The sequence below is a fragment of the Streptomyces atratus genome (assembly GCF_014648655.1).
Classification (GTDB): Bacteria; Actinomycetota; Actinomycetes; order Streptomycetales; family Streptomycetaceae; genus Streptomyces; species Streptomyces atratus.
Map to the genome: position 1 here is coordinate 243454 of NZ_BMRN01000002.1, position 24867 is coordinate 268320.

General features: G+C 71.9%; 15 protein-coding genes, 1 tRNA gene and 2 pseudogenes. 12 read left to right on the plus strand and 6 right to left on the minus strand.

Annotation, left to right across the window (positions count from 1 at the left end):
- The first annotated feature begins 75 nt into the window (after positions 1–75).
- From IEZ15_RS04130 to IEZ15_RS04150, 5 genes and pseudogenes are all read left to right on the plus strand, one after another.
- Positions 76–1368: a sensor histidine kinase gene (locus tag IEZ15_RS04130; RefSeq protein ID WP_189274314.1), complete on the plus strand. Its 1293-nt coding sequence runs from the start codon at positions 76–78 to the stop codon at positions 1366–1368.
- Positions 1341–2000: a response regulator gene (locus tag IEZ15_RS04135; protein ID WP_189274315.1), complete on the plus strand. Its 660-nt coding sequence runs from the start codon at positions 1341–1343 to the stop codon at positions 1998–2000. The genes IEZ15_RS04130 and IEZ15_RS04135 overlap by 28 nt, the downstream gene beginning before the upstream one ends.
- Positions 2001–2690: 690 nt before the next feature.
- Complete coding sequence (locus tag IEZ15_RS04140) at positions 2691–4454, plus strand: fibronectin type III domain-containing protein (protein WP_189274316.1); 1764 nt, start codon at positions 2691–2693, stop codon at positions 4452–4454.
- A 6-nt stretch (positions 4455–4460) separates the two neighbouring features.
- Positions 4461–4787 (plus strand): hypothetical protein, encoded by a 327-nt coding sequence (locus tag IEZ15_RS04145; protein ID WP_189274317.1) that lies wholly within the window; start codon positions 4461–4463, stop codon positions 4785–4787.
- A gap of 122 nt (positions 4788–4909) precedes the next feature.
- A pseudogene (locus IEZ15_RS04150) lies at positions 4910–5083 on the plus strand (transposase domain-containing protein); the annotation flags it as partial.
- A 146-nt stretch (positions 5084–5229) separates the two neighbouring features.
- Here the strand turns inward: IEZ15_RS04150 and IEZ15_RS04155 are convergent.
- Positions 5230–5302: transfer RNA gene (locus IEZ15_RS04155), tRNA-Arg, on the minus strand.
- Between the two features lie 328 nt (positions 5303–5630).
- Here IEZ15_RS04155 and IEZ15_RS04160 point away from each other — a divergent pair.
- The 7 genes and pseudogenes from IEZ15_RS04160 (at position 5631) to IEZ15_RS04190 (ending at position 14678) form a co-directional block, all read left to right on the plus strand.
- A complete protein-coding gene (locus tag IEZ15_RS04160) occupies positions 5631–7274 on the plus strand; it encodes a dynamin family protein (protein WP_189274688.1) in 1644 nt (547 codons plus the stop codon).
- The gene (locus IEZ15_RS04165; protein ID WP_189274318.1) at positions 7271–9247 is read left to right on the plus strand and encodes a GTPase; all 1977 of its coding nucleotides are present in this window, start codon (positions 7271–7273) and stop codon (positions 9245–9247) included. The genes IEZ15_RS04160 and IEZ15_RS04165 overlap by 4 nt, the downstream gene beginning before the upstream one ends.
- A gap of 100 nt (positions 9248–9347) precedes the next feature.
- Positions 9348–9719 (plus strand): annotated as a pseudogene (locus IEZ15_RS46980) (single-stranded DNA-binding protein); the annotation flags it as partial.
- 510 nt (positions 9720–10229) lie between these two features.
- A complete protein-coding gene (locus tag IEZ15_RS04175; RefSeq protein ID WP_189274321.1) occupies positions 10230–11681 on the plus strand; it encodes a Cys-Gln thioester bond-forming surface protein in 1452 nt (483 codons plus the stop codon).
- A gap of 218 nt (positions 11682–11899) precedes the next feature.
- On the plus strand, positions 11900–13564 hold the full coding sequence (gene ettA / locus IEZ15_RS04180; protein WP_114244551.1) for an energy-dependent translational throttle protein EttA: 1665 nt from the start codon (positions 11900–11902) through the stop codon (positions 13562–13564).
- Between the two features lie 5 nt (positions 13565–13569).
- Complete coding sequence (locus IEZ15_RS04185; RefSeq protein ID WP_114244550.1) at positions 13570–13992, plus strand: acyl-CoA thioesterase; 423 nt, start codon at positions 13570–13572, stop codon at positions 13990–13992.
- The gene (locus IEZ15_RS04190; protein WP_189274323.1) at positions 13989–14678 is read left to right on the plus strand and encodes a DUF8010 domain-containing protein; all 690 of its coding nucleotides are present in this window, start codon (positions 13989–13991) and stop codon (positions 14676–14678) included. The genes IEZ15_RS04185 and IEZ15_RS04190 overlap by 4 nt, the downstream gene beginning before the upstream one ends.
- 110 nt (positions 14679–14788) lie before the next feature.
- Here the strand turns inward: IEZ15_RS04190 and IEZ15_RS04195 are convergent, their stop codons facing one another.
- The 5 genes from IEZ15_RS04195 to IEZ15_RS04215 all read right to left on the minus strand — a co-directional run bounded on the left by IEZ15_RS04195 (position 14789) and on the right by IEZ15_RS04215 (position 24709).
- A complete protein-coding gene (locus tag IEZ15_RS04195; protein WP_189274325.1) occupies positions 14789–15985 on the minus strand; it encodes a serine hydrolase domain-containing protein in 1197 nt (398 codons plus the stop codon).
- Complete coding sequence (locus tag IEZ15_RS04200; RefSeq protein ID WP_189274327.1) at positions 15982–17514, minus strand: alpha/beta hydrolase; 1533 nt, start codon at positions 17512–17514, stop codon at positions 15982–15984. The genes IEZ15_RS04195 and IEZ15_RS04200 overlap by 4 nt, the downstream gene beginning before the upstream one ends.
- A gap of 112 nt (positions 17515–17626) precedes the next feature.
- A complete protein-coding gene (locus IEZ15_RS04205) occupies positions 17627–18589 on the minus strand; it encodes an ABC transporter ATP-binding protein (RefSeq protein ID WP_114244546.1) in 963 nt (320 codons plus the stop codon).
- The gene (locus IEZ15_RS04210) at positions 18586–21393 is read right to left on the minus strand and encodes an FtsX-like permease family protein (RefSeq protein ID WP_189274329.1); all 2808 of its coding nucleotides are present in this window, start codon (positions 21391–21393) and stop codon (positions 18586–18588) included. Before IEZ15_RS04210 ends, IEZ15_RS04205 begins: the two co-directional genes overlap by 4 nt.
- Before the next feature lies 1 nt (position 21394).
- Positions 21395–24709 (minus strand): FtsX-like permease family protein, encoded by a 3315-nt coding sequence (locus IEZ15_RS04215; protein ID WP_189274331.1) that lies wholly within the window; start codon positions 24707–24709, stop codon positions 21395–21397.
- Positions 24710–24867: the final 158 nt, after the last annotated feature.

Below are 24867 nucleotides of genomic sequence, written 5' to 3' on the forward strand. Positions count from 1 at the left end.
GTAGGGCCGGCCCTACCTCCGGGACTCGGGCAGCACGGATGTACCCGCCCCGAGACCGTCTCCTACGGTGAGGCCATGCGCCCTCGCACCGTGTGGCAGGCCCTGCCGACCGCCCGCTATCTGCTGACGTCCTGGCCCTGGAGGTCGGCCGGTTACCTGGTCAGCGGTGCTCTGGCCGGCGCGGCCGTCCTGGTGCTGATCGTGATCGGCGTGGCCGTGGGCGGTGCGCTGTCCCTCGCACTGATCGGACTGCCGCTGCTCGCCCTCCTCGCTCTGACCGGGATTCCGGTCGCGGCCCTGGAGCGGCGCAGGCTCCGCCTCATGGACCGCATCCCGGCCCCCGACCCGCACCGCCGGCCGGAGGAACCGGGGCTGTGGAGCTGGACGACGTGCCGGTTCCGGGAGCGGGCGACCTGGCGGGAACTCGGGTACGTGCTGCTGCTTGGCGTGGTCCTGTGGCCGCTCGACGCCCTCGCGGTGGGCGTCTGCACGGTCGTCCCGCTGGCGGTGGTGAGCACTCCCGTGGTGATGGAGGTGTACGGGGACGGCGCGGAGGCCCGGGTGGTGAAGCTGTGGACGGTCACGACGTGGCCCGAAGCCTTCGCGACCGCGGCGGGCGGACTCGTCACTCTGATGCTCGGCTGCTACTTCCTGGGCCTGCTGGCCGGAGCGAGGTCGGAGCTGACCCGCTACCTGCTCACAAACCGATCAGCCGAGCCGGACGCCCGGGTCGTGGAACTCACCCGTTCCCGGGTCAGGTTGGTCGATGCCTTCGAGGCGGAGCGCCGCCGTATCGAACGCGATCTGCACGACGGGGCCCAACAGCGCATTGTCGCGCTCACCATGATGCTCGGGCTGGCCCGTCTGGACACTCCGTCCGGCCCCCTGGCCGACCAACTGGCCCGGGCCCACGAAGAGGCCGGCAAGGCACTTTCGGAGCTGCGCGAGCTGATCCACGGCATCCATCCCCAGGTCCTCGCCGACTACGGCCTCCGGGCCGCAGTCGCCGACGCCGCCGATCGTTCCGTGATCCCCGTCGACCTGGACCTCGAACTGCCCGGCAGATTCCCCGAAGCCGTCGAGGCAGCCGCGTACTTCGTGGTCTGCGAGGCACTGGCCAACGTCGCCAGACACAGCGGCGCGCACCGCGTCGCAGTCAGCGGCGGCCACGCCGGAGGCCGGATGTTCCTGGAGATCCACGACGACGGACGGGGCGGTGCGAGCACATCCGGCGGCGGCAGCGGACTGACCGGCTTGGCCGACCGGGTGTCCGTACTGGATGGCAGACTTTCCCTGTCCAGTCCGGCCGGGGGCCCGACCCGATTGCGTGTGGAGATTCCTTGCGAGTGGACCGATCGCTCCGCGTAGTTCTGGCCGAGGACAGCGTGCTGCTGCGCGAGGGTCTCATCGGCCTGCTCACCCGCTTCGGCCACGAGGTGGTCGCGGCCGTCGGCGACGCGGAGGCGCTCACGGCGGCAGTGGCCGAGCACGGCCCGGACATCGTCGTGACCGATGTCCGGATGCCGCCCGGCTTCCAGGACGAGGGCCTGCACGCGGCGGTGAGGCTCCGCGAGAAGCAGCCCGCCCTCCCGGTACTGGTCCTGAGCCAGTACGTGCAACGTACGTACGCCGCAGACCTCCTCGACTCCGGGGACGGCTCGGGCGTCGGCTATCTGCTCAAGGACCGCGTCGGCCAGATCGAGGAGTTCACCGACGCCCTGCAGGAGGTCGCCGACGGCGGCACGGTCGTCGACCCGGAGGTCGTACGCCAACTCCTGCGCCGCCGCCGCGATCCACTGGAGCGCCTCACCGCCAGGGAGCGCGAGGTGCTCGCCCTGGTGGCCCAGGGCAGGTCCAACGGTTCGATCGCCCGTGACCTGGTGGTCTCCGAGGCCGCGGTGGGCAAGCACATCGGCAACATCCTTGCCAAGCTGGACCTCCCGCCGGCCGACGAGACACACCGCAGGGTGCTGGCCGTACTGGCCTTCCTGCGCGCGTAACCACAGGCTGTGGCGGCCGTGCTGAAGAACCTCGAAGAACGCGGCCCGGTCACCAGGTCGGCGCACCCGTGGCACCAGAAGATCCGGGAGACCCGGCTCACCGGCACCGGCCGCGAAACAGCACGCCTGGCCGACGAACGGGCCGTGCGCATCGAACACCGCCTCGCCGACGAGTTCACCCCCAGGAACGCGACACCCTGCGAGGGCTGCTCGCGCGCTGCGTCACAGCCATCGAGCAGGACTGAAATCAGCCCCGGCCGGCCAACCGGAGGGGCTGAACGGTGCTCGCGGAAAGCTGTGGCCGACAGGTCAGGTGTGTGCCGTTCGCCCACTCGGCAGGCCCGCGTGGTGCGGCAGCGAACCGGCATGTGCCAACGAAACGCCCGCGGCGTGACCCGAAGAAGCGGCGGTCGTGCGCGGCAGCGTCGTTACGCTGCCGAAGGAGGGCTGGGGCGAACTGCCCGTCCACACCGCCGAAACCGAAGTCGGCGGTCTTGGACCGACGACGGTCGGGCCCACGAGACCCGCGACCTCAAGGGCCGCGCCGCAGGCGACACCCGCCCGGTCCCCGCCGTAAAAAAGGTGAGGGGCGGGGCAACCCTGCCCCCGCCTCATGGGTCACACAGGCGTCACCTGTTTCACCTGTTTCACCTGTCTCCCATTGGTCCGGAAAGGGCCCCACTCTCTGTGATGACTCGTACCCGGCTGACCGCGCTGGCCGCGACGGCCGCCCTCGCCGCCGCCGGCGGCCTGATCACCGCCGCCCCGGCATCCGCGGCCGTCACCTGCACCTCTCCCGTCTGGAAGGCGCAGTACTTCGCCAACTCCACCTTCAGCGGCACGCCGAAGCTGACCGCCTGCGACTCCGCCATCGGCGAGAACTACGGGTACGGCGACCCGCCCGGCGTCACGCTGCCCAAGGACAACTTCTCCGTCCGCTGGTCCCTCACCCGGGACTTCGGCTCCGGCGGCCCCTTCCGGCTCTCCGCCGCGACGCAGGACGGCATGCGTGTCTACGTCGACGGCGTGCGGAAGATCGACCTGTGGAAGAACGTCTCCACCACCGCCCGCAAGACGGTCGACCTGGCCATCCCGGCGGGCAAGCACACGATCCGCGTGGACTACGTTGCCTGGACCGGCCTCGCCCACGCCGGGTTCACGTACGCCCCGCGTACCGAGGCCGCCGTCGACACGGTCAAGCCGCTCGCCCCGGCCGGCCTCACCGCCGCGTACAACCGGGACACCACGAAGACCACCCTGCGCTGGGCCGCGAACAAGGAGATGGACCTCGCCGGTTACCGCGTGTACCGCCGGCTGAGCACCACCCAGTGGGCGAAGGTCAGCGGCCCGTCGCTGCTCACCTCCCCGTCCTTCGGGGACGCGACGCCCGCCACGGGCCAGACCTTCCTGTACGAGGTCCGCGCCGTCGACAAGGCGGGCCGCGAGTCCGCCGGCAGCCTCGACGCCACCGTTGCGACCGCGGACCGCACGGGCCCGGCGGCGCCGACCGGTCTCACGGTCACTGGCGACGCGTGGTGGGCCACCCTGGCCTGGCAGGGGGTCGCCGACGCCGCGAAGTACGAGGTGTACGCCGCCTCCGCGGCCACCGGCCCGTTCGAGCTGCTGGGAACGACAACCACGACGTCGTACCGCACCGACGCACCCGTGAACACCGCCCGGTACTACCGGGTGCGGGCCCTCGACGCGCTCGGCAACCCGTCGGGGTACGCCGCCGTCACCGGCGACGGCCTCGACCGGACGCCGCCGAAGTCCCCGACCTCCCTCGGCTCCGTCGTCCGCGTCGGCTACACCGACGTGTACTGGAAGCAGCCCGACGGGTTCTATGAGGACTTCGACAACGGCGGGACCTACCGTGTCTACCGCTCGCCCGGCAAGACCCTCGACCCGGCCGCGCTCACCCGCGTGACCTGCGCCGAGGAGAGCGACGAGACCAGCACCGGCGGCATCTGCCGCGACCTGGACATGCCCGCGGGCACGTACGTGACGTACGCGGTCGCGGCGGTGGACCCGGCCGGCAACGAGTCGGCGCTCTCCGCCCCGCTCGTCGTCCGCACCGGCGACCGCGTCGCGCCCGGCCCCGTCACCGGCGTGAAGGCCACCCCGCGCGCCGACGGCGTGCTGGTGAGCTGGGCGGCCTCGACCGAGGACGACGTCGAACGCTACGACGCCTGGACCGGAGCCCGGCAGGCCGACGGCACGGTCAAATGGCTCGGCACCAGCGACTGCCGGGAGGGTACGAGTGACCCGCTCGCGGTCGTCTGCGGCGACCTGCCGGACGGCGAGACGTACGTGTACGCGGTCGTCGCCAGGGACCGCTGGGACAACGCGCTGCCCCCGAGCGACCCGAAGGTCACGGTTGTCGAGGCCACCGAGCTGGACGTCCGGCCGTCCGTGACGGTCCCCCGGGACTGGGACCTCGGCAGCATGAGCTGAGGCACCGTGATCGGCGGACCCGACGCGCACGGGCCGTCCATCAGCTGGCGGTGCGACAAGACGGCTGAGTGCGACACCGTCGCGGGCTACCGGGTCAGCAGGTGGAACGCGGCCACGAGGGCGTACCAGCCGCTGCACGCCGGACTGCTGTCGCCGGAGCCCCGCGCCTATACGGACACCACGGCCGCGCGGGGGACCACGCACTTCTACACGCTGGAGGCGGTGCGCGCCGACGGCAGCGTCGCGGGCACGCACATGTGGAGCTGCGTCTTCCAGGACCGCGTCCAGTCAGAGGCTCGCGCCGAAGTGGCTGCCCAAAGGCCAAGGCCGTGAAGTTACGGCTTGAGTGTGACAGTCCAGGCGGCTGTGATCTGTGGGTTTGCCGGACGTAGGAAGCGGAGCCCCGGTAGAACTGGCAGTCGATCAAGACAACCGTTCACTCACCGGAAGCTCTGCTGTCCGGACAGTCTGCCATCACGCGTGTCGTCACGGTGGCCGAAGGGCTCTATGCGCCGGGCCACCTGGGCGAGTTGACCGGGATCGTTCCGTTCGAGCTGGTCGATGCCGTGCTTGTCGAGTGCGGAACCGTCCAGCAGCGGCTGCGGAAACTGCCCGCACGGGTCGTGGTCGACCTGTCATCGACCTCGTCGGCGGGCTCCCCGTCGTGACCTGGGACGGGTCCCGCGCTTATACGTTCGCTACGCCGCCCTCGCTACGGTGCTGTGGCCTGCAAAAAGGCCCTCCCGAGGGAGGGCCTGATGTCGTACGGGCAGAGCGCCCCCGGCAGGACTCGAACCTGCGGCCAAGCGCTTAGAAGGCGCCTGCTCTATCCACTGAGCTACGGGGGCCGGGTGGTGGCCTCGGTGGCCTGGAGCCCTGGGGCCGGGCCGGTCGATGACCCGCCGGGACAAGGATAGGGCTCCGATCGCCTCGACCCGGTTGCTTCACCTGCGTGGCACGATGTGGAGGTTCGGTGAAGCGAACCGATAATCGCAGGTAGGTGGGATTCCCGCATCGCTTTTGACGCCTCGCGCCCCGGGTGTTGTGCACTCGTTATGCCTGCGCCCCACTCGTCCCCTCTGTCCCGACTCCGTCCCAGCGGGAGAACCGGCGCGCAGAGGTGGCTATACGCTTCAAAAAGGCGCCAAAATTGGGCATTCTTCGCATGTGGTGACCTTGGACGTACGGCCTCAGCTCATCGACGCACTTTCCGCCCTGCGCGACCGTGTCGCTGCCGTGCGTCTTCCACTTCCGCTGCCGGGGGCCGCGCGCGCCCGCCAGACCCGTAGCGAGCTGCTCGCCCAGCTCGACGACTATCTGCTTCCCCGGCTCAGAGATCCTGAAGCGCCCCTGCTCGCGGTCATCGGCGGGTCCACCGGGGCGGGGAAGTCGACGCTCGTCAATTCGCTGGTGGGGCGGCTGGTCAGCGAGGCCGGGGTGCTGCGCCCGACCACGCGGACGCCCGTGCTCGTCTGCCATCCGGATGATCACCACTGGTTCGCGGGGGTCCGTGTACTGCCGCAGCTCACCAGGGTCTGGCTGCCCCCGGAGGAGAACGGGGACCCCGGTCGGTGCGACGAGCTCGACGGGAGCGAGGAGGCGGACGGGATCGCGCTGCGTGTCGAGACCGCCACCGGGCTGCCGCGCGGGCTCGCGCTGCTCGACGCGCCCGATATCGACTCGCTCGTGGTGCGGAACCGGGTCCTGGCCGCCGAGCTGATCTGCGCCGCGGATGTGTGGGTGATGGTGACCACGGCCTCCCGGTACGCGGACGCCGTGCCGTGGCACCTGCTGCGTACCGCCAAGGAGTACGACGCCTCGCTCGTCACCGTCCTCGACCGGGTGCCGCACCAGGTGATCGCCGAGGTGTCCCGGCAGTACGGGGCGCTGCTCACCAAGGCGGGCCTCGGTGAGGTGCCGCGCTTCACCATTCCCGAGCTGCCCGAATCGGCCGGCGGCGGCAGCGGACTGCTGCCCACCACCGCGGTCGCCCCGCTGCGGGCCTGGCTAAGCCACCGCGCTCAGGACCCGGCGGCCCGTCAGCAGGCGGTCGGGCGCACGGCGGCCGGGGTCATCGACTCGCTGGACGTACGGATGCCCGCGCTGGCCGGGGCCGTCGCGGCACAGTACGCGGCGGCCGTGCGGCTGACCGGTGTGGTCGAGGACGCGTACCGCACGGAAGGCGCCCGGGTCCGGCGGCGGCTGCGCAACGGCGGCGTGCTCGCGGGGGACGCCCGGACCCGGTGGCGTGGGTACCCGATGTACAGCAACTCCGAGGAACTCCTCGAAGCGCTGGTGGAGAGTCTTGCCGCACTTCTGCAGTGCGCGGTGGCCGCAGCCGACGAACAGATCCGCACGACCTGGCAGCGCGATCCCGCGGCCGGGGTGTTCGGCTTCGAGGATGTCGGCCGGGAGGCCGGGGGATGGGGGCCCGCCGAGGACATCCGGGGCCGGATCGCCATGGCCGTACGGCGGTGGTGGCGGGTGCTGGAGGAACTGGCCGAGGAAGAGGTGCGCCGGCTCGAACGCAACTCCGCACCCGACGCCGAGACAGTGGTGGCGCTCCTGGCCGCCGCACTGCTCGGCGGTCGCCGTACCCGCGGCGCCGGGGAACAACTCGCCGAACGGATCGGGGCCCAGGGTGCGCTGCGGCTGCGCGACAAGGGCGGCGCACTGCTCACCAACTGCCTCGACCGGGTGCTGGACGGCGAGCGCGACCGGCGGCTCGCACCGCTCGACGCACTCGATGTGGCCCCCGAGCCGCAGGCCGAACTGATTGCCGCGCTGTCCGTACTGCAGAAGGAGAGGTGGCAGCGATGACTGCCGTCATTGACGAGGGGCCCGGCCGGGGCGAGAGTCCCGCTTCTCACGAGGACCGGAACCGGAATCACCGGAGCCGGCGCCGGACACCCGACGACCTGCGCACAGCCGTGCCGGAGGCGGGCCGGGACTGGAACGACGGGCTCATCGCCCGGCGCGCGGCCGCCAAGGAGGAAGGCGCCGAGACCGGGAACGCCCCGAACGACGAGGTACGGCTGCCCCAGGTCGAGGCGTACGTACCGTCGAGCGGTCCGCTCCGGCCGCGGCTCGACGCGCTGCGTGAACTCGTCGGGCTGTCCAGGGCCAGGCTCGACCGGGCCACCCTCGCCGAGGCGGGACGCGTGCTCGACGAAGCGGCAGCCCGTCGGCGGCTCTCCTCCAGGCACACCGTCGTCGCCATCGCCGGAGCGACCGGCAGCGGCAAATCGACCCTGTTCAACTCCCTCGCGGGTGCCCAGATCTCCGACACCGGTCTGCGCAGGCCGACCACCTCCGCCCCCATCGCCTGCTCCTGGACCGACGGGGCCGCCGGGCTGCTGGACCGGCTCGCCATTCCGGGACGGCTCAGGCGCAGGCCACAACCGAGCGGTACGGACGCCGACGAGGCACTCCAGGGGCTCGTCCTCGTCGACCTGCCCGACCACGACTCGGCGGCGACCGGGCACCGTGATCAGGTCGACCGGGTGCTTGCGCTGGTCGATGCGGTGATCTGGGTCGTCGACCCGGAGAAGTACGCGGACGCGGCCCTGCACGAGCGCTACCTGCGGCCGCTCGCCGGGCACGCCGAAATCACGTTCGTCGTCCTCAACCAGATCGACCGGCTGCCCGGCGACGCCGCCGACCAGGTCCTCGACGATCTGCGCCGACTGCTCGACGAGGACGGCATGGCGCTCGGCGAACACGGCGAACCGGGCGCCACCGTCATGTCCCTGTCCGCACTCAGCGGCGAAGGCGTGGGTGAACTGCGCGAGATGCTCGGCCGGTTCGTCCACGAGCGCACGGCAGCGGCGCGCCGGCTGTCCGCGGATGTGGACGCCGCCGCGGCGAGGCTCCGTCCGGTGTACGTCGCCGAGGGGCGGCCCGGTCTCGGCGAAGGGGCCCGCGAGGAGTTCGCCGACCGGCTCGCGGAGGCCGTCGGAGCGGCCGCGGCGGGACAGGCGGCCGAGCGCGAGTGGCGAAGGAACGCCGGCCGGGCGTGCGGCACGCCATGGCTGCGGCTGTGGCGCTGGTACGAGTCCAGCCGGCGGCCGGGAAGCCTGGAGTGCCCGGCGCAGCCCGCACCCCCCGAGGAGCAGCTCACCGCCCGGCAACGCGTCGAACAGGCCGTGCGGACGGTGGCGGACGAGGCCGCCGGCGGGCTGCCCGGCCCCTGGGCGCAGGCGGTCCGCGAGGCCGCGGTGAGCGGTGCGGAAGGGCTGCCGGAGGCGCTCGACGAGCTGGTGGGAAAGGCCGGCAGTGCGGACGGGCGGGGGTGGGCGGTGAGCTGTTTCTCGGCTGGTGCGGCAGGCGGTGCGCAGGGTTCGGTCGGTCCGGGCGGTTCGACGGTCGTGGCGACCGGGGTGGCCGGGGCCTCCGGTGTGGCGCACAGCGGTCGCGTGGGCGGGAAGCCGCCGCGGCCCAGGTGGTGGCCCGCCGCCGTGCTGGCACAGGTATCGATGACGTTGCTGCAGATCTTCGGCGGTCTCTGGCTGGTGGGCCAGATCGTCGGCGCACTCGAACCGGGATTCCTCACGCCCGCACTGGTGATGCTGGCCGGGATCATCGGCGGTCCGCTCGTGGAGTGGTCGTGCGCGGCCGCGGCACGGGGGCCCGCCCGACGGTACGGGCAGGAGGTCGAGCGGCAGTTGCGCGAGGCGGCGGCGGCGTGTGGGCGGGCACGGGTGCTCGATCCGGTGGCGGCAGAACTCGTGCGGTACCGCGAGGTGCGGGAGCGGTACGTGACGGTGACGGAGTTTTCCACAACTGTTCGGTAGTCCACAGGCATCAGCAGGATTTCCGCCTTCCCTTCAACCTGGGATCGGTGGCCGCGCGGGTGCGGTCGCTGGAGCCGAAGGCCGAAGGGGAGGCGGAGTCATGAATGACACCTTGGTGACACTGGTGGGAAACGCGGCGACGGGCGTGGAGTTCCGGGAGACCGCGACCGGCGGAATGGCGCGATTCCGGTTCGCGGTGACGCCGCGCCGCTGGGACCGCGAGAAGCAGTTCTGGACGGACGGGCACACCAGCTTCTACACCGTGTGGGCCTGGCGGACTCTGGCATCGAATCTGTCCGGTTCCGTATCCGTCGGAGAACCACTCGTCGTGCACGGCAGGTTGAAGGTGCGCGAGGAGGAACGGGAGGGCGGGCGCAGGACGTTCGTGGACATCGAGGCGGTTGCGGTGGGGCACGACCTGACCCGGGGAACGGCTGCGTTCCGGCGGGTGATGAGGGGCGATCCGGGGTTGATGACGCGCTCGGGGAGCGTGGGGAGGACGGGTGACTCGGACGGGTCGGGACGCTCGGGTGAGTCGGAGGGGGCGGGTGGGCCGGATGGTTCGTACGACGTGTCACGCGCCGAACGGGTCGAACGGGTCGAACGGGCTGGGCGTGCCGGGCGGCGCGAACGGGAGGAAGGGGGTGAACAGAGCGAAATGAGCGAGCGCGCCGAACGGAGCGATCGAGCCGGACGGCAGGGAGCCAAGCGGTCGACAGTGCGTCAAAAAGGTGGCCAGGAGCTTGCCTCGGTGCCATGACCGGGCCTGCGCGGATCGGGGCGGACCGAGGGGCGCGGAGCCGGGCATGCGATTCCGGCGATAACGATTCCGATTCGGAACGGTTGTACGACGGTATGACGGGGGACTGTTCATCGCTTCGTACTTAGGATTCCCAGTACTCACGGGGCACTTGAGTCGACTGGCGGGACAATCCCCCACACGCGCATCAGGCGCGGAGGGTCTCGCCCGGAGGGGAATTCTGTGTTTTCTGCTTATTCAGCGACCGTTTCGTCGTCCACGGAGACGACCAATTCTCCACGGCGGCGGGGCATAGCCCGGCTGGCCGCTTCGGTGGTGGCATCCGGTCTGGTCATGGCAGGCGTCCTCGTCGGCGCGGGCGGTGCGGTCGCCGACGAGGCGCCGCAGCATCAAGGTGGCGCGGCCGCGGTCCTGGACGGGCTGAAGACCTACGACCGTGCCGTGCTCCACGCGGACGGCCGGAATCGGGAGCTGCCCGCCGGGCTCTTCGAGATGACCGTCGACGGCGGTGGCAAGCTCAAGACGTACTGCATCGACTTCCACAACCCCACCCAGAACCAGGCGAAGTACCTGGAGACCCCCTGGGACCAGACCTCGCTCGGCGGCAACAAGAACGCGGGCAAGATCCGCTGGATCCTGGAGCACTCCTACCCGCAGGTCGACGACCTCGCGGCGCTCGCCAAGCAGGCCGGCACCGGGCCGCTCACCGAGAAGACCGCGGCGGCGGGCACCCAGGTCGCCATCTGGCGCTACTCGGACAACGTCGATGTCGACGCAACCGACGGCCAGGCCGAGAAGCTCGCCGACTGGCTGGAGCACAACGCCGTCGACCAGGCCGAGCCCAAGCCGTCCCTCGCCCTGGACTCGGCCGCGGTCTCCGGCAAGTCCGGTGAGCGGCTCGGGCCGGTCACCGTCCGTACCAATGCCGGCCAGGTCTCCGTGACCCCGCCTGCCGACGCCGCCAGCGGTGTCAAGGTCACCGACAAGAGCGGCAAGCCCGTGACCGCGGCGGCCAACGGCGCTGAGCTCTACTTCGACGTACCGGCGGGCACGGCCGACGGTTCCGCCTCGCTGACCGTCCAGGCCACCACGTCGGTGCCGGTCGGCCGGGCCTTCGCCGGGGTGACCAAGAGCCAGACCATGATCCTGGCCGGCTCCAGCGAGTCCACGGTCTCCGCGACCGCCACCGCGACCTGGGCCAAGCAGGGTGCGATCCCGGCGGTCTCGGCGAAGAAGAACTGCGCCAAGGGCGGCGTGGACGTCACCGCGAGCAACAAGGGCGACGAGGCGTTCACGTTCGAGCTGGCCGGGGTGAAGCACACCATCGAGGCGGGCAAGTCCGAGACGGTGACCGTCCCGGTCGCCGAGGACCAGGCGTACGACTTCACGATCACCGGCCCCGGTGGCTTCTCGAAGACGTTCAAGGGCGTCCTTGACTGCAAGACCAGCGGCAGCGCCACCGGCGGCAGTGGCACTGACACCCAGACCGGCGGTGACAAGCCCGCCCCGGCCACGACCGGCGGCGGCTCGACCGGGTCCACCGGCGACCTCGCCGAGACCGGTGGCTCCAGCGCCACTCCGGTCATCGCGGGCGTCGCGATCGCCCTCGTCGTCGTCGGCGGCGGCGCGGTCTTCTTCCTCCGCAAGCGCAAGACGCAGTCCTCCGCCCAGTAATCACGGAGTGACGAACGGCAGACAATCTGTCACGCCTGCCTGATGGTGGCCCCGGTACGCGGACGCGTACCGGGGCCGTCGCATGCCGGAAGACGGGGGCGGTGCGTGCCGGGAGGCGGGACGGGGTGTACCGGGGAGCGGACTGGTTTCCATCCCGGGATGGACGTCAGGCAAGATGGGGTGTATCTGCCCACACATCGATAGCCGGACGGTTTCTCTTGGCTGAGTACATCTACACCATGCGCAAGACGCGCAAAGCGCACGGCGACAAGGTGATCCTCGATGACGTCACCCTGAACTTCCTGCCCGGCGCGAAGATCGGTGTCGTGGGCCCCAACGGCGCCGGTAAGTCCACGGTGCTGAAGATCATGGCGGGTCTGGAGCAGCCGTCCAACGGTGACGCGTTCCTGTCGCCCGGTTTCAGCGTCGGCATCCTCATGCAGGAGCCGAAGCTCGACGAGGCGAAGACGGTCCTGGAGAACGTCCAGGACGGCGCCGCCGAGATCATGGGCAAGCTCAAGCGCTTCAACGAGGTCGCCGAGCTCATGGCGACCGACTACTCCGACGCGCTGATGGAGGAGATGGGCAAGCTCCAGGAGGACCTGGACCACGCGGGCGCGTGGGACCTGGACGCCCAGCTGGAGCAGGCCATGGACGCCCTGGGCTGCCCGCCCGGCGACTGGCCCGTGGTCAACCTCTCCGGTGGCGAGAAGCGCCGCGTCGCGCTCTGCAAGCTGCTGATCGAGGCCCCCGACCTGCTGCTCCTCGACGAGCCCACCAACCACCTCGACGCCGAGTCGGTGAACTGGCTGGAGCAGCACCTCTCGAAGTACGCGGGCGCCGTGGTCGCAGTCACCCACGACCGCTACTTCCTGAACAACGTCGCCGAGTGGATCCTGGAGCTCGACCGCGGCCGCGCCCTGCCGTACGAGGGCAACTACTCCACGTACCTCGACAAGAAGGCCACCCGCCTCAAGGTCGAGGGCCGTAAGGACGAGAAGCGCGCCAAGCGGCTCAAGGAAGAGCTGGAGTGGGTCCGCTCCAACGCCAAGGGCCGGCAGACCAAGTCCAAGGCGCGTCTCGCCCGTTACGAGGAGATGGCGGCCGAGGCGGACAAGATGCGGAAGCTGGACTTCGAGGAGATCCAGATTCCGCCGGGCCCGCGGCTCGGTTCCATCGTCGTCGAGGTCGAGAACCTCTCGAAGGCCTTCGGCGACAAGGTCCTCATCGACGACCTGTCGTTCACGCTGCCGCGCAACGGCATCGTCGGCGTCATCGGTCCGAACGGCGCGGGCAAGACCACGCTGTTCAAGATGATCCAGGGCCTGGAGACCCCGGACACCGGCTCCATCAAGATCGGTGACACGGTCAAGATCTCCTACGTCGACCAGTCCCGCGCCAACATCGACCCGAAGAAGACCCTCTGGGCCGTCGTCTCGGACGAGCTGGACTACATCAACGTCGGCCAGGTCGAGATGCCCTCGCGGGCGTACGTCTCCGCGTTCGGCTTCAAGGGCCCGGACCAGCAGAAGCCGGCCGGTGTTCTCTCCGGTGGTGAGCGCAACCGCCTGAACCTGGCGCTGACGCTCAAGGAGGGCGGCAACCTGCTGCTCCTCGACGAGCCCACCAACGACCTCGACGTCGAGACCCTCTCCTCGCTCGAGAACGCCCTGCTGGAGTTCCCGGGCGCCGCTGTGGTCATCTCCCACGACCGCTGGTTCCTGGACCGCGTCGCCACGCACATCCTGGCGTACGAGGGCGACTCCAGGTGGTACTGGTTCGAGGGCAACTTCGAGTCGTACGAGAAGAACAAGGTCGAGCGCCTCGGCGCGGACGCGGCCCGCCCGCACCGTGCCACGTACAAGAAGCTCACGCGAGGCTGATCGTCTTGGCACGTCACATCTACAACTGCCCCCTGCGATGGTCGGACATGGACGCCTTCGGCCACGTGAACAACGTGGTCTTCCTCCGCTACCTGGAGGAGGCGCGCATCGACTTCATGTTCCGGCTGGCGCCGGGGGACGGCTCGCCGTCCTTCTCGGGCGGGTCCGTCGTGGCCCGGCACGAGATCGACTACGTACGGCCGCTGGTCCACCGGCACGAGCCGGTGACCGTCGAGTCGTGGGTCACGAAGATCGGCGCCGCGTCGCTGACGATCGCGTACGAGATCAAGGACCCGGACCAGGTCTACGTACGGGCCTCGACCGTCGTCGTGCCGTACGACCTGGCAGAGGAGCGGCCCCGGCGGATCTCCGCCGAGGAGAAGCTCTTCCTCCAGCAGTACCTGGCCGAGGAGCCTGCCGCAGCATGACGGTGCCCGTGCGGTCGCTGGAGTTCGCCGACGCGAGGGAGGCCGCGGATCTCGCGGCCTTCCTCGGTCGGCTGCTCCGCTACGACCGGGCAGCCGCGGTGCGGATGCAGGCCGGCGGCAGTGCGCTGGCCGTGTTCGGCAGGCCGCCGTCGTTCGAGGTCCTGGCGATCCGGGCGGCGCGGCTGGCCGAACCGCACGACTTCGACGTCACGGTGTCCGCCGGTGAACTCCTCGAATCCCTCGACGTCGAGGGCACGGCAGCCGGTTCGGGCGCCCTGCCCGCACCCGTCACCGGACCGCCGTGGACGGGTGTCCTCCCGCCCCGCGGCGGCTGGCACGAACTGCCGGGCCTGCCCGACCCGGTCTCCCTGCGCACAGCGGTCACCGCCGCGGTGGCGGAGTTCCGCTCCCGCGACGAGGCCCTGCCCGAGGACCGCCGCACCCGGGCGGAGCGGGACCTGATCGGCCGCGAGATCTGGTCGCGCACGGTTGCCGATACCGAACTTCCGCTGCGGGCCGTGCACGCCGCCCAGTCCCTCGGCTTCCTCCGCCCGGCGCCGGACTTCCCGGTCGCCCTGCTCGCGGCAGGGGCCTGGCTGCGGCTGCGCACCCCGTTCGGCTCGATCGCCCTGCGCGGTCCGGGCAGCGGACTCGGCACGCTCGCGGTGACGGTGGGCGCGAGCTGAGCGACGGCCCGACGACAGGCCCCGTCCGGACAGACCGACGGACCCGTCCGGACAGACCGACGGACCCGTCCGGACAGACCGACGGACCCGTCCGGACAGACCGACAGGACTTATCCGGTCAGGGCCCTGTCCACCAGCCGGAGCGCGGCCAGGTCCTGGGCGTCCTGTGCCGGGTCGCCCATCCGCAGGGTGAACGTGGCGCTGGTCGCGGCCCGCGCACCGTCCGGCGTCACCCCGCTCTCGGAGACGATCCCCAGATGGGTTCCGCCGTGGAACCAGATCCCGCCGCTCCTCCCGGCCACCGGGCGCCAGGCGATGCCCAGTCCGTAACGGACCCCCGGCGCGGCACTCCAGTCCTCGGCCACGACCGTCTCCTTCATCGCGGCCAGCTGGGCCGGGTGCAGCAGCCGGCCGCTCATCAGGGCGCGCAGGAAGACACCGTGGTCGTGGGTGGTGCTGATGACGGAGCCGTCCGCCCCGCCGCCGGAGGCCAGCGTCGTGTCGGTGGGCCGGGCGCAGCCGGGGAACCAGGTGTACGCGGTGGCCGTGGGGCGGGGCACGTACGGCGAGGTTCCCGGCGTGAACGTGTGGCGCAGGCCCAGGGGTCCGATGATCCGGTCGTGGATCTCCTGCGCCCAGGAGTTTCCGGTCACCTGCTCGATGATCAGGCCCGCCACCACGTAGTTGGTGTTGGAGTAGCCCCAGCGCCGTTCCCGGGCGGGGTGTTCGGCGTTCGGTACCCACAGGGGCGGCCGACTCAGGGCCGCCTTCAGCTGGTCCTCGGGGGCCGTGGTGCGGAACCGCGATCGGTGGTAGCCGTCCGGGGTGAACGCATCGGCCGAGTCCGGTGAGACGGCGAGATAGTCGTTCAGCCCGCTGGTCTGGCGCAGCAGATTGGCGACCGTGATCCTGCGGCCGTCGTTGCCGTTGCCCCGCACGGCGCCGGGCAGCCACCGCTCGACGGTGTCCGTGAGCGCGAGCCGCCCCTCGCCGGCCAGTTGGAGGGCGAGCGTGGCCGTGAAGGTCTTGGTGTCGCTGCCGATCCGGTAGTAGGCGTCCCGGGGGACCGGGTGGTGCGGGGCCCGCAGGTCGGCTGATCCGGCGCGGGCCGTCGTCCGGCTGCGGGCGCTCTGCACCTCGGCCAGTACGCCGGTGGCGCCGGTGGCCCAGATCGCGTCCACATCGCTCTGGAGACGGCTGCGGAGCCCGGGGGCGCGGTGGGGTGCGGCGGCCGTCGCCGCGGGTCCGGACGCTCCGGTGAGCAGGGCCGCTGCCGTGGCCGCCAGGCCCGTACGTCTGCTGATCACCGGTCCTCCCCGGTGCGGGGGCAGGTCAGGTCGGCGCCGGGCAGCGTGCCGTCGCGCAGATAGTCGTTGACGGCTCTGTCGGCGCAGGGGACGGGGGTGAGGCCGTCGAGTCCGCGCCCGTAGACCCCGTGCGAGCGGATGTCCGCCGTCACCAGCCGTGAACCGGTCAGCCGGTGGTGCAGAGCCAATGCCCCTTCGTACGGGACGTTGTTGTCGCGCCGGGCCTGGAGCATCAGTACGGGTACGTCGTTGCCGATCACCGTGGCGGGCTCACGGGATGTGCTCGTCCAGAACGCGCACGGGGCCATCATGCTGTTGACGATCGGGCCGAAGACGGGCTGGGTGGCGCGGCTGCGCTCCATGTTCTTCCAGTACGTCTCCGGGTTCTTCGGCCAGCCACCGGCCGGCCAGCCGTTGTCGCCGCACATGAAGAGGGCCCCGCCCAGCATGCTGTCCGCCAGCTCGGGCGACGCGAGCAGTTCGAGCATGGCGGCGAGCTCCGGGCCGGGCTCGACCGGCCTGCCCGCGGCGGCATCGGTCAGGTCGCGCACTGTACCGGCGAGCGCCGGGTCGTACTCCTCGTGCTGGATGAGCTGCCTCAGCACCAGCCGCAGCAACGGCGCGTCGAGCCGGATGCCGGAGACGGTGACCGGGCGCTGCTCGGCCCCGTCGAGCAACTTCTGGACATTCGACCGCACTTGGGCGGGCGTCCTGCCGAGCCGGTAGGTGCCGTCGTGCCGTGCGGTCCATCCGGCCCAGGCGTCCAGTGCCTCTTCGAGCGGCTTGCCCGCCCGCTGGAAGAGTTCGTACTGGGTGGCCGTCGGGTCGGTCGAGGAGTCGATGACGATGCGGTCGGCGCGGCGGGGGAACATCTGGGTGTAGACGGCGCCCAGATCGGCGCCGTACGAGACGCCGTAGTACGACAGCCTGCGCTCGCCCAGCGCCGCGCGGATCGCGTCCATGTCGCGGGCGACGTTCCTGGACGTGGCGTGCGGGAGGAGCCGTGCATTGTCCCCGTGCTCCCGGCAGCGGTGTGCGGTGTCGCGGGCGGACCGTACCGACTGTTCGAAGTCCTTGCGGCGGGTCGTGGTCGGGCCGGGCGTGGGCGGCGGGGCGGCGGGGTCGCAGGCGATGGGGGTGGACTCGCCGAGGAAGCGGGGATCGAAGCCGATCAGGTCGTAGCGGTCCGCCACATCCTTCAACGCGGGCCGCAGATAGAGGGTGCCGGCGAGTCCGGTGCCGCCCGGACCGCCCGGATTCGACAGCAGGATGCCCCGCCGCTTGCCGTGCTTCGGGTCGGCCTTGATGCGGGAGACCGCGATCCGGATCGTCGGGCCGCCGGGATCGGAGTAGTCGAGGGGAACGGTCACCTTCGCGCACTGCGCGCCCGCCTCGTTCAGTTCCTGCTGCTGCGGCGAGCAGGGGCCCCAGACGAGCCGCTGGTGGGCGGGGGCGGCCGACGCGGGCACACTGCCCGCGAGTAAGCAGGTCAGGCCCAGGCCGGCGGTGACCAGTGAGGCGACGCGCATTGTGCTCCTCGGATCAGGTGGATGACTCCCGCACGACGCTAGGGGGGTACGCGGCGCGGGAACATCGGGCCACCCGGCCGAAGCGACCTGGGGTCAGCACCACCAACTGCCGTCACGGGCGCGGCTGGTCGTCCGGCCAGACCCCGATGTGGTCCTGTTCCAGTTCCAGCATCACGCGGTGTTCCATCCCGAGCGCCTCCGTGTAGTCGGCGGGCAGTTGCAGCCGGCCCGCGCGGTCGAGCATCGCGTACTCGCGGGCCACTTGTGACTCCAGGCCCGTCGCCGCGTCGACCTCGGTGCGGCGCAGCACCTCGGAGGACGTACGGCCGTCACGGATGGCGACCGTGCGGCGCACCTCGCTCGCCACCGCCTGGTCGTGCGTGACGATCACGATCGTGGTGCCGAGCTCCTCGTTGGCGCGGCGGAACGCGGCGAAGACCCGCTCGCCGGAGGCCGAGTCGAGTTCACCGGTCGGTTCGTCGGCGAGCAGCACCGACGGATTGTTGGCGAGCGCGACGGCGATCGCCACCCGCTGCTGCTGGCCGCCGGAGAGCTGCTGCGGGCGCCGGTCGCGGCACTCCTCCAGCCCCAGCATCCGCAGCAACGACTCGGCGCGCTCGGTCCGTTCACGGCCCCGGCCCCGGCCGCGCAGCTGCATCGGCAGGGTGATGTTCTGTGCGGCGGTGAGGTACGGGAGCAGATTCCGGGCCGTCTGCTGCCAGACGAACCCGACGATGTCCCGGCGGTAGCGGAGCCGTTGCTTCGGCCCCATCGACAGCAGATCGCACCCCGCGACCTTCGCCGACCCGGCCGTGGGCACATCGAGGCCCGCCAGGATGTTCATCAGGGTCGACTTGCCACTGCCGGACGCACCGACCAGGGCCATCAACTCGCCCTCGGTGACCAGCAGATCGAGGCCCTGGAGGGCCTGCACCTCCACCCCGTCCGCGGAAAAGATGCGGACCAGCCGGTCGCAGGCGATCAGCGCGTCGTGCCCGTAGGAGGGCCGGTCGCGGCGTGCGGTGGCCCGCTGTTCGAGCTCGGCCAGCGTGGTGTCGGTGGACGGCGACGTCATCGGGGGTCTCCTGCCCTGAGTTCGGTGATCGGTCCGCGGCTTCCGGCCCACCAGGCCTGGACGGCGGCCACGGCGGCGGTGAGGACGACCACGCCGAGCGCCGGAAGCGTCAGCGACCACGGGTCGGCCCGCAGCGAGGCGGTGTCGTCTGCGCCGGCTTCCGGCCCGGCGGAGAGAGCCAGGCTCACCAGGTCGACGCCCGGCGCCAGCAGGGCGGTCGTCGCCCATCCGACGAGCAGCCCGCCGACGGCGGCCAGCAGCGCCTGCGGCATCGCTTCGAGGCCGAGGAGCCGTCTGCCCTGCCGGGAGGTGAGCCCCATGGTCCGCAGCCGGGCCAGCAGGGCGGTGCGTTCCGGCGCGGTCTGCAGCAGCGACAGCAGAACGGCGAGCAGGGCGTAGCCCGCGCCGGCCGCGATCGCCGCCGCGTAGATCTTCTCGGCGCCCCGCTGCATGGGGGTGTCGGCGAACGCCTCGCGTGCCTCGGAGCGCAGCCGCACGGAGACGTCCTTGCCCGCGTGGTGCGCTGCCGTGAGCAGTGCCTTCGCGTCCGGGGAGCCGCCCGTGACCAGCAGGGTGTTGGTCTGCCGGCGGGTGAGCGACGCGGCGTCGACGATCAGGAAGTCGCTGTCGGAGACGGCGGGAGTGCGGGTGACGGTACCCGCCACCCGCACCGTGAAGTTCCCGGCCGCCGCGGAGAGGTCACGCGGCTGGTGGCCGAGCCGCTCGGCGACGGACGGCGAGGCGATGACGGGCAGCACCGGGTCCTTCGTCGGTGCGGACTTCTTCGCTGCCGCGGAGGCCCTCAACCGGTCGGCGGGGAAAGCCCCGAGGCCGGTCGCGCGGGCCAGCCGGGCATACGTCGCCGGGTCGACGCCCACCAGGGTGGCGTCCTTCGTGCGCTGGTCCCCGGTCCCGTCGGCCGGCAGCACCACGTCGTACTCGATCTGTACACGCGCCACCTCCCGCACGCCGTCCGCTTTCCCTACCTCCCGGACCAGGCGGTCCGGCAGCGGCACGGAGTGGCCCGGGCCGCTGATCCGGGCGTCCGCGCCGATCGCGCGCGCCGCCGCGTCGTCCCGCGCGTCCGCGATGCCTGCGAGCACCGAGCCGCCGAACGCCGCCGTGGTCAGCGCGATCAGCAGCGCGAGCAGTGGCAGCGTGCCGCCCGCCGAGGTGCGCCCGGCGCGGGCCAGCGACAGGAATCCGACCGCGCCGCGCCGCCGGGCGACGGAGCGCGAGGCGAGACGCAGCGGCAGCGGAAGGAGCCGTACGAGGACCAGGGCGGCGATCAGACCGACGAGTACGGGGGCGGCGCTGACCAGCAGATCGCCGCCGGAGCCCGTACCGCGTCGGCGCAGGGCGACGACCGCGCCGACGGCCAGCACCAGCAGGGTGAGTTCGGCGACCGTGCGCTGCCGCGACGGTCGGGTGTCCATCAGGTCGTCGCGGGCTCCGTGCAGCCGCGCCCTGCGGTGCGGCAGCGCCGTACACAGCGGCAGGGCGACGCAGACCAGTACGGCGACGGCGACCGCGCCGGTGACCGAGGGCCACAGCCGGGCGTCCCCGACGGACAGTACGGCGATCAGCAGACCCAGCGCCGCCGCGGGCACCGTGGTCACCACCGTCTCGGCGAGCAGCCGGCCGCCGATGCCGAGCAAGGATCCGCCGCGTGAGCGCATCAGTGCCAGTTCGCTGCGGCGCCGGCCGCCCATCAGCCCGATGGTCATCAGCAGGACGACGGCGGCGACGGCTCCGATGCCCACGGCGGCGACCATGACGACCGGGCCGATCGCCTGACGCAGGGTGTCGTACCTGGTGAGGATGGTGTCCAGGTCGGTCGTGAGCGCGGCGTTGTCGCCGGCCACCGCACGCAGGTTCACCAGTCCCGGACCGCCCTCCAGCGAGGCGATCGACGAGCGCAGGGCCGCCACGTCGGTGACGGTGAGGGGGGAGGCGTCCGGTGGGATCCGCCAGAACGCCTCCGGCTGACCGGCGGTGGCGAGCAGCGCGGGCGCGGCGTCCGGCGGCAGCAGGACAGCCGCGATCCAGTAGTAACGCGGGATGTCATTCGTCGGTTTGGCCACCAGGGACGGGGTCCGGAGCAGCGGCTGGACCGACCAGTAGGCGGCCGCAGGACGCTTTGGGGTGACGATGCCGGTGATGCGCACGGTCAGCGGTGTTCCGCCCTGCGTCGGTACGGAGATGGCCGAGCCGACCTTGATCCGCAGGGCTTTCGCGGTCTCCTCGGTGACGGCGCCCTCCACCTCCGGCGTGCCCGCCGTGACCGTGCCGTGGATGGCGGGCCAGGTCCCGGCGTGCAGGGTGGCGTGGTCCGGGAGGTCCGACAGGGTCGAGTAGGTCAGCTCGGGGTCGATGAGGGACGGCCGGGGCAGCCAGCCCTCCTGCGCGGAGATCGGTTTCCCGGTGTGGAAGCCGTACGCGGACTGGGCGGTGTCGGGCCGCACCACGTCGGGCAGCCCGGACAGCACCGTGCGATGGACGGACGCCAGCGACGCCGCACTCACCGCTTTCTCACGCAGGGGCTGGGGCACCTGCAGATCGGGCTGCGGCGTGCTCAGCTCCAGCACACTGAGCCGGGGGTCCGCGGCGGCGATGTCACGGCGCAGCCCCTCGTTCTCGTAACGGTCGACGGCACGCGGGAAAGCGGCGGCGAGGAACGTCGTCAGCAGCACCAGCAGCCCGAGCGCCCAAGCCGTGCCGGGAGCGGTACGCAGCCGGGTACGGACCCAGGGCGCACAGGCGGCGGCGGGGGCGCGACGGTCTCGAACGGAACGCGCACTCATGTCAGTTGTCCCCCTGGTGGCGCAGCGAGGTCGCGGGGTCGGCGCCGCGCAGGGCGAGAAACACGACGATCAGCAGCGGCAGCGCGGCGACACCCGCCAGCAACGCGGCCACCTGCCCGGCCGGCAACTGCACCAGCACCGGGGGCACCGGCGCGGTGGCCTGCCCGGTCAGCACGATGAGCGGCACGACGGCGCGGTTCAGTACAGCCCCGAGCGCGGCCCCGACCAGCAGCGCGATCGCGATCAGCACGCCCTGCTCGGCGGCGATCATCCGGGTCAGCCGTCGGCGCGGCGTCCCCAGCGCCCGCAGGACGGCGAACTCGGCGGTCCGCTCGCGCTGCGCGCCGACGGCGCTCACCGCGAAGCCGACCGCGGCCAGGGCCGCAGCGACGACCGCCACCGCGGGCAGCGCGGACTGCGGCCCGGCGCCCAGCGGATCGCTGACCAGCTCCCGCGCGATCTCGTCGCGCACCTCGACCTGAGCCGGATCGGTGTAGGGCTGTGCCCGCAGCGTGGCGGCGACCTTTTCGGCCTCTCCGGGGGCGGTGCTCAGCCACCACTCGACGGGGGCGAGCACGGCGCCCGGACGGTGCGCGAGGACCTGGCCGACGGCCCTGAGGTCGAGCAGCAGCGCGCCGCCGTCCCGGGCCCGGTCGGAGCCGGTGAAGGAGGCATCGGCCCCGGTACCGGGGCCCGTGGTCGGCAGCCGGCGCACCGCTTTCAGGATCTTCACCCGGACCTTCTCACCGGCCAGCGTGACATCGACGCTCTGCCCCTCCTTCGCCCCGGCGGCCCTCAGATACGCGTCGGTGGCGACGGCGTTCAGCGCCGGGGCCCGGGGACGGAGCGCGGCGGCCCGTACGGAGAAGGAATGCGTCGCATCCATCGGGTCCATGCTCGAGCCGGTGTCGTATCCGAAGGCCAGCACGCTCTTCGCGGAGACCGTCGCGTGCACCGGATCGCCGGGCTGCTCCCCATCGGATCCGGCGGCGGTCTGCGTGGCGTCCCAGGCGAACCCGTCGGGCACCGGGACCGCCTGTTCGGTGCCGTCGGCCATCACGGTCCTGAGGGCGCCGATGTCGACCCGGTGGGACTCGCTCCGGCCGGTCGGCGGGTTGCCGTCCAGCTCGAACCCGGTCACCGCGAGATCACCCGCGGCTGCCACCGCGAACGTGAACGGATGCGTTTTCCCGTCGACGGGTATGGCTCCGGCCGGTATCCGGTACGGGAAGCCGTAACGATCCTCCAGCAGCACGGTGACGAGTGGCGCGGTGCCGGACGGCGACGGCCGCGCGGGCGCCCCGGCCACCGTGATCCGCACGTCGAACCGGACCTGTTCGCTGCGCTGCGGCAACAGCAGCCCGGCCCGTGCGGTCCTCGGCGGGGCGAGCGAGTCGAACAGCCGCTCCCGCGGCCCGTCGTCGAGGTCGCCGCGCATCAGCATCCGCTCGTCGGCGTGCGCGGTGTCCAGGGCGAGGATCTCGGCGGTGCGTTCACCGGAGAGATCCAAGGTCGTACGGAACGCGGGCGCCGCCTGCCGTACGCCCGGCAGCCGCGCGTACGCGCCCGCCTTCGCCGGATCGTCCTCGACACTGCCCACCACGCGCACCGACGCACCGACCCTGAAGTCCGCCTGGTCGCCCTGCGAACGGTCCCAGGAGGCGCGCTGTCCGATCGCCAGCATGCCCATGGCGACCGACAGGACCAGCAGCAGCACCGGCCCTGCATTGCGCAGTGGGCGCCGGCTGAACTGCCAGCCGGCCAGTGCCGTGATCAGCCCCCGGCCGCCCGCCGCACGGCGCTCCGCGAGCCGGGCCGCGGGCGGCAGCAGACGCAGTGTCAGTACGGTGCCCGCGAGCAGCAGCAGGGCGGGAGCCGCGACGAGCAGCGGATCGACGCCGAGACCGCCCTGCCGGTCACCGCTCAGCGCGCCGCCGCCGGAGCCCGTGGTCTGACGGTCGAGCTGCCAGTAGGCCACCGCCGCGATCACCAGCAGACCGATGTCGGCGCCCGCCCGGAGCGGCGCGGGCAGCGCGGCGGCACGGCGGGAACGACGCTCCCCGGCACCGGCCGCCAGCGCGGGCGCCACGACGGCCAGCGCACACGTCAGCGCGGCGACGGCGGAGACCAGCCACACGGTGGCGGTCGCGCCCCCGTCGAGCCGCAGCCCGATCCGGGACAGCGCGCCGCGGTCCGCGAGCAGCCGGGTCAGCGGCCCGGCGAGCAGCGGGGCGAGGAGCGCCGCGGGCAGCGCGAGCAACAGCGCCTCGACGGCGGCGAGCGCGGTGACGCGTCCGCGCGATCCGCCGCGGGCCCGCAGCAGCCGGGTCTCCCCGTCGCGCTCACTGCTCAGCAGCCGGGCCACCAGCAGCAGCGCGTAACCGGCGAGTATCACCAACTGGACGGCCACGATCATCAGCGTCGAGCGGGAGACCAGCAGCGCCCGGTCGATCTGCTCCAGTACCTGGGGGAGTGAGGTCCGCACGGTGGCCCCGCTCCTGAAACCGGGGGCGGCCTGCAGCTTCTTCGGAGCGGTCGTGGCGGCGCTGTGCAGCGACGCAGTCCGGCCCGTGGTGACGGTGCGGAAATCTGCGGTTGCCAGCCAGGACATCGTGCCGGAGCTCATCCGTCCGGAACCGAGCACGGCAGGGTCGGTGAGCAGCGGACCGTACGTCGTGAAGGCGACCTTGCGGATGCCGCGCCCGCCGAGTTCGTCCAACTGCCAGTACGGGTCGGCCTGGTCGGACGCCTCGTACACGCCGGTGATCAGGACGCGCACCGGCTTGTCGTCCAGCCGGTCGGTGAGGGTGAGCCGCGAACCGGGCCGCAGCTTCAGGACCCCGGCGGCGGTGTGCGGCAGGGCGACCTGGACGGGATCGCCGGACCTTCCGTTCCCGGCCGCGGGCATGCGGCCCGCGGTCAGCCGGACACGGCTGCGGTCGAGCGCGGCGAAGTGGGTGAGGTCCGGGTCGCCGCCCCGGACGCCCGAAGCCTGTGGACCGTCCGGCAGTGCGTACGAACCCGACGTCTCCAGGGTCCGGACGGTCACGGGCAGGCCGTCGAAGGCGTCGCGGGCGGTTCTCCGCGCGGTCGCGTCGGCCGCGTCCCGCTGCGCGGGCATCACCTGCGCAGACACGACGAGGGAGGCGGCGGACGCCGACCGATGCGTGAGGGCGTGGCGCAGCGCCGCGTCGCCGACGGAGCCGGAGAACGCGGTGAGCGCGGCCAGTACCGAGGCGGTGAGCAGGATCGCGAGGACAGCGGCGGCGAGCAGGAGCCGATAGGCCCTCACCCGGAGAAAGACAAACCCCGTCACACGTGCCCCCCTGGACCCTCACCGCACACACGCCCCCCGACGATGTAGGGATGCTTTCAGGAAGTACGTGCAGTTGGAAACCGCTTGTGAGTGCACCTTGATGGGATTGTGACCGTTAATCGGATACGGAGGAACGCATTCCGCACCCGGTGCGGGGG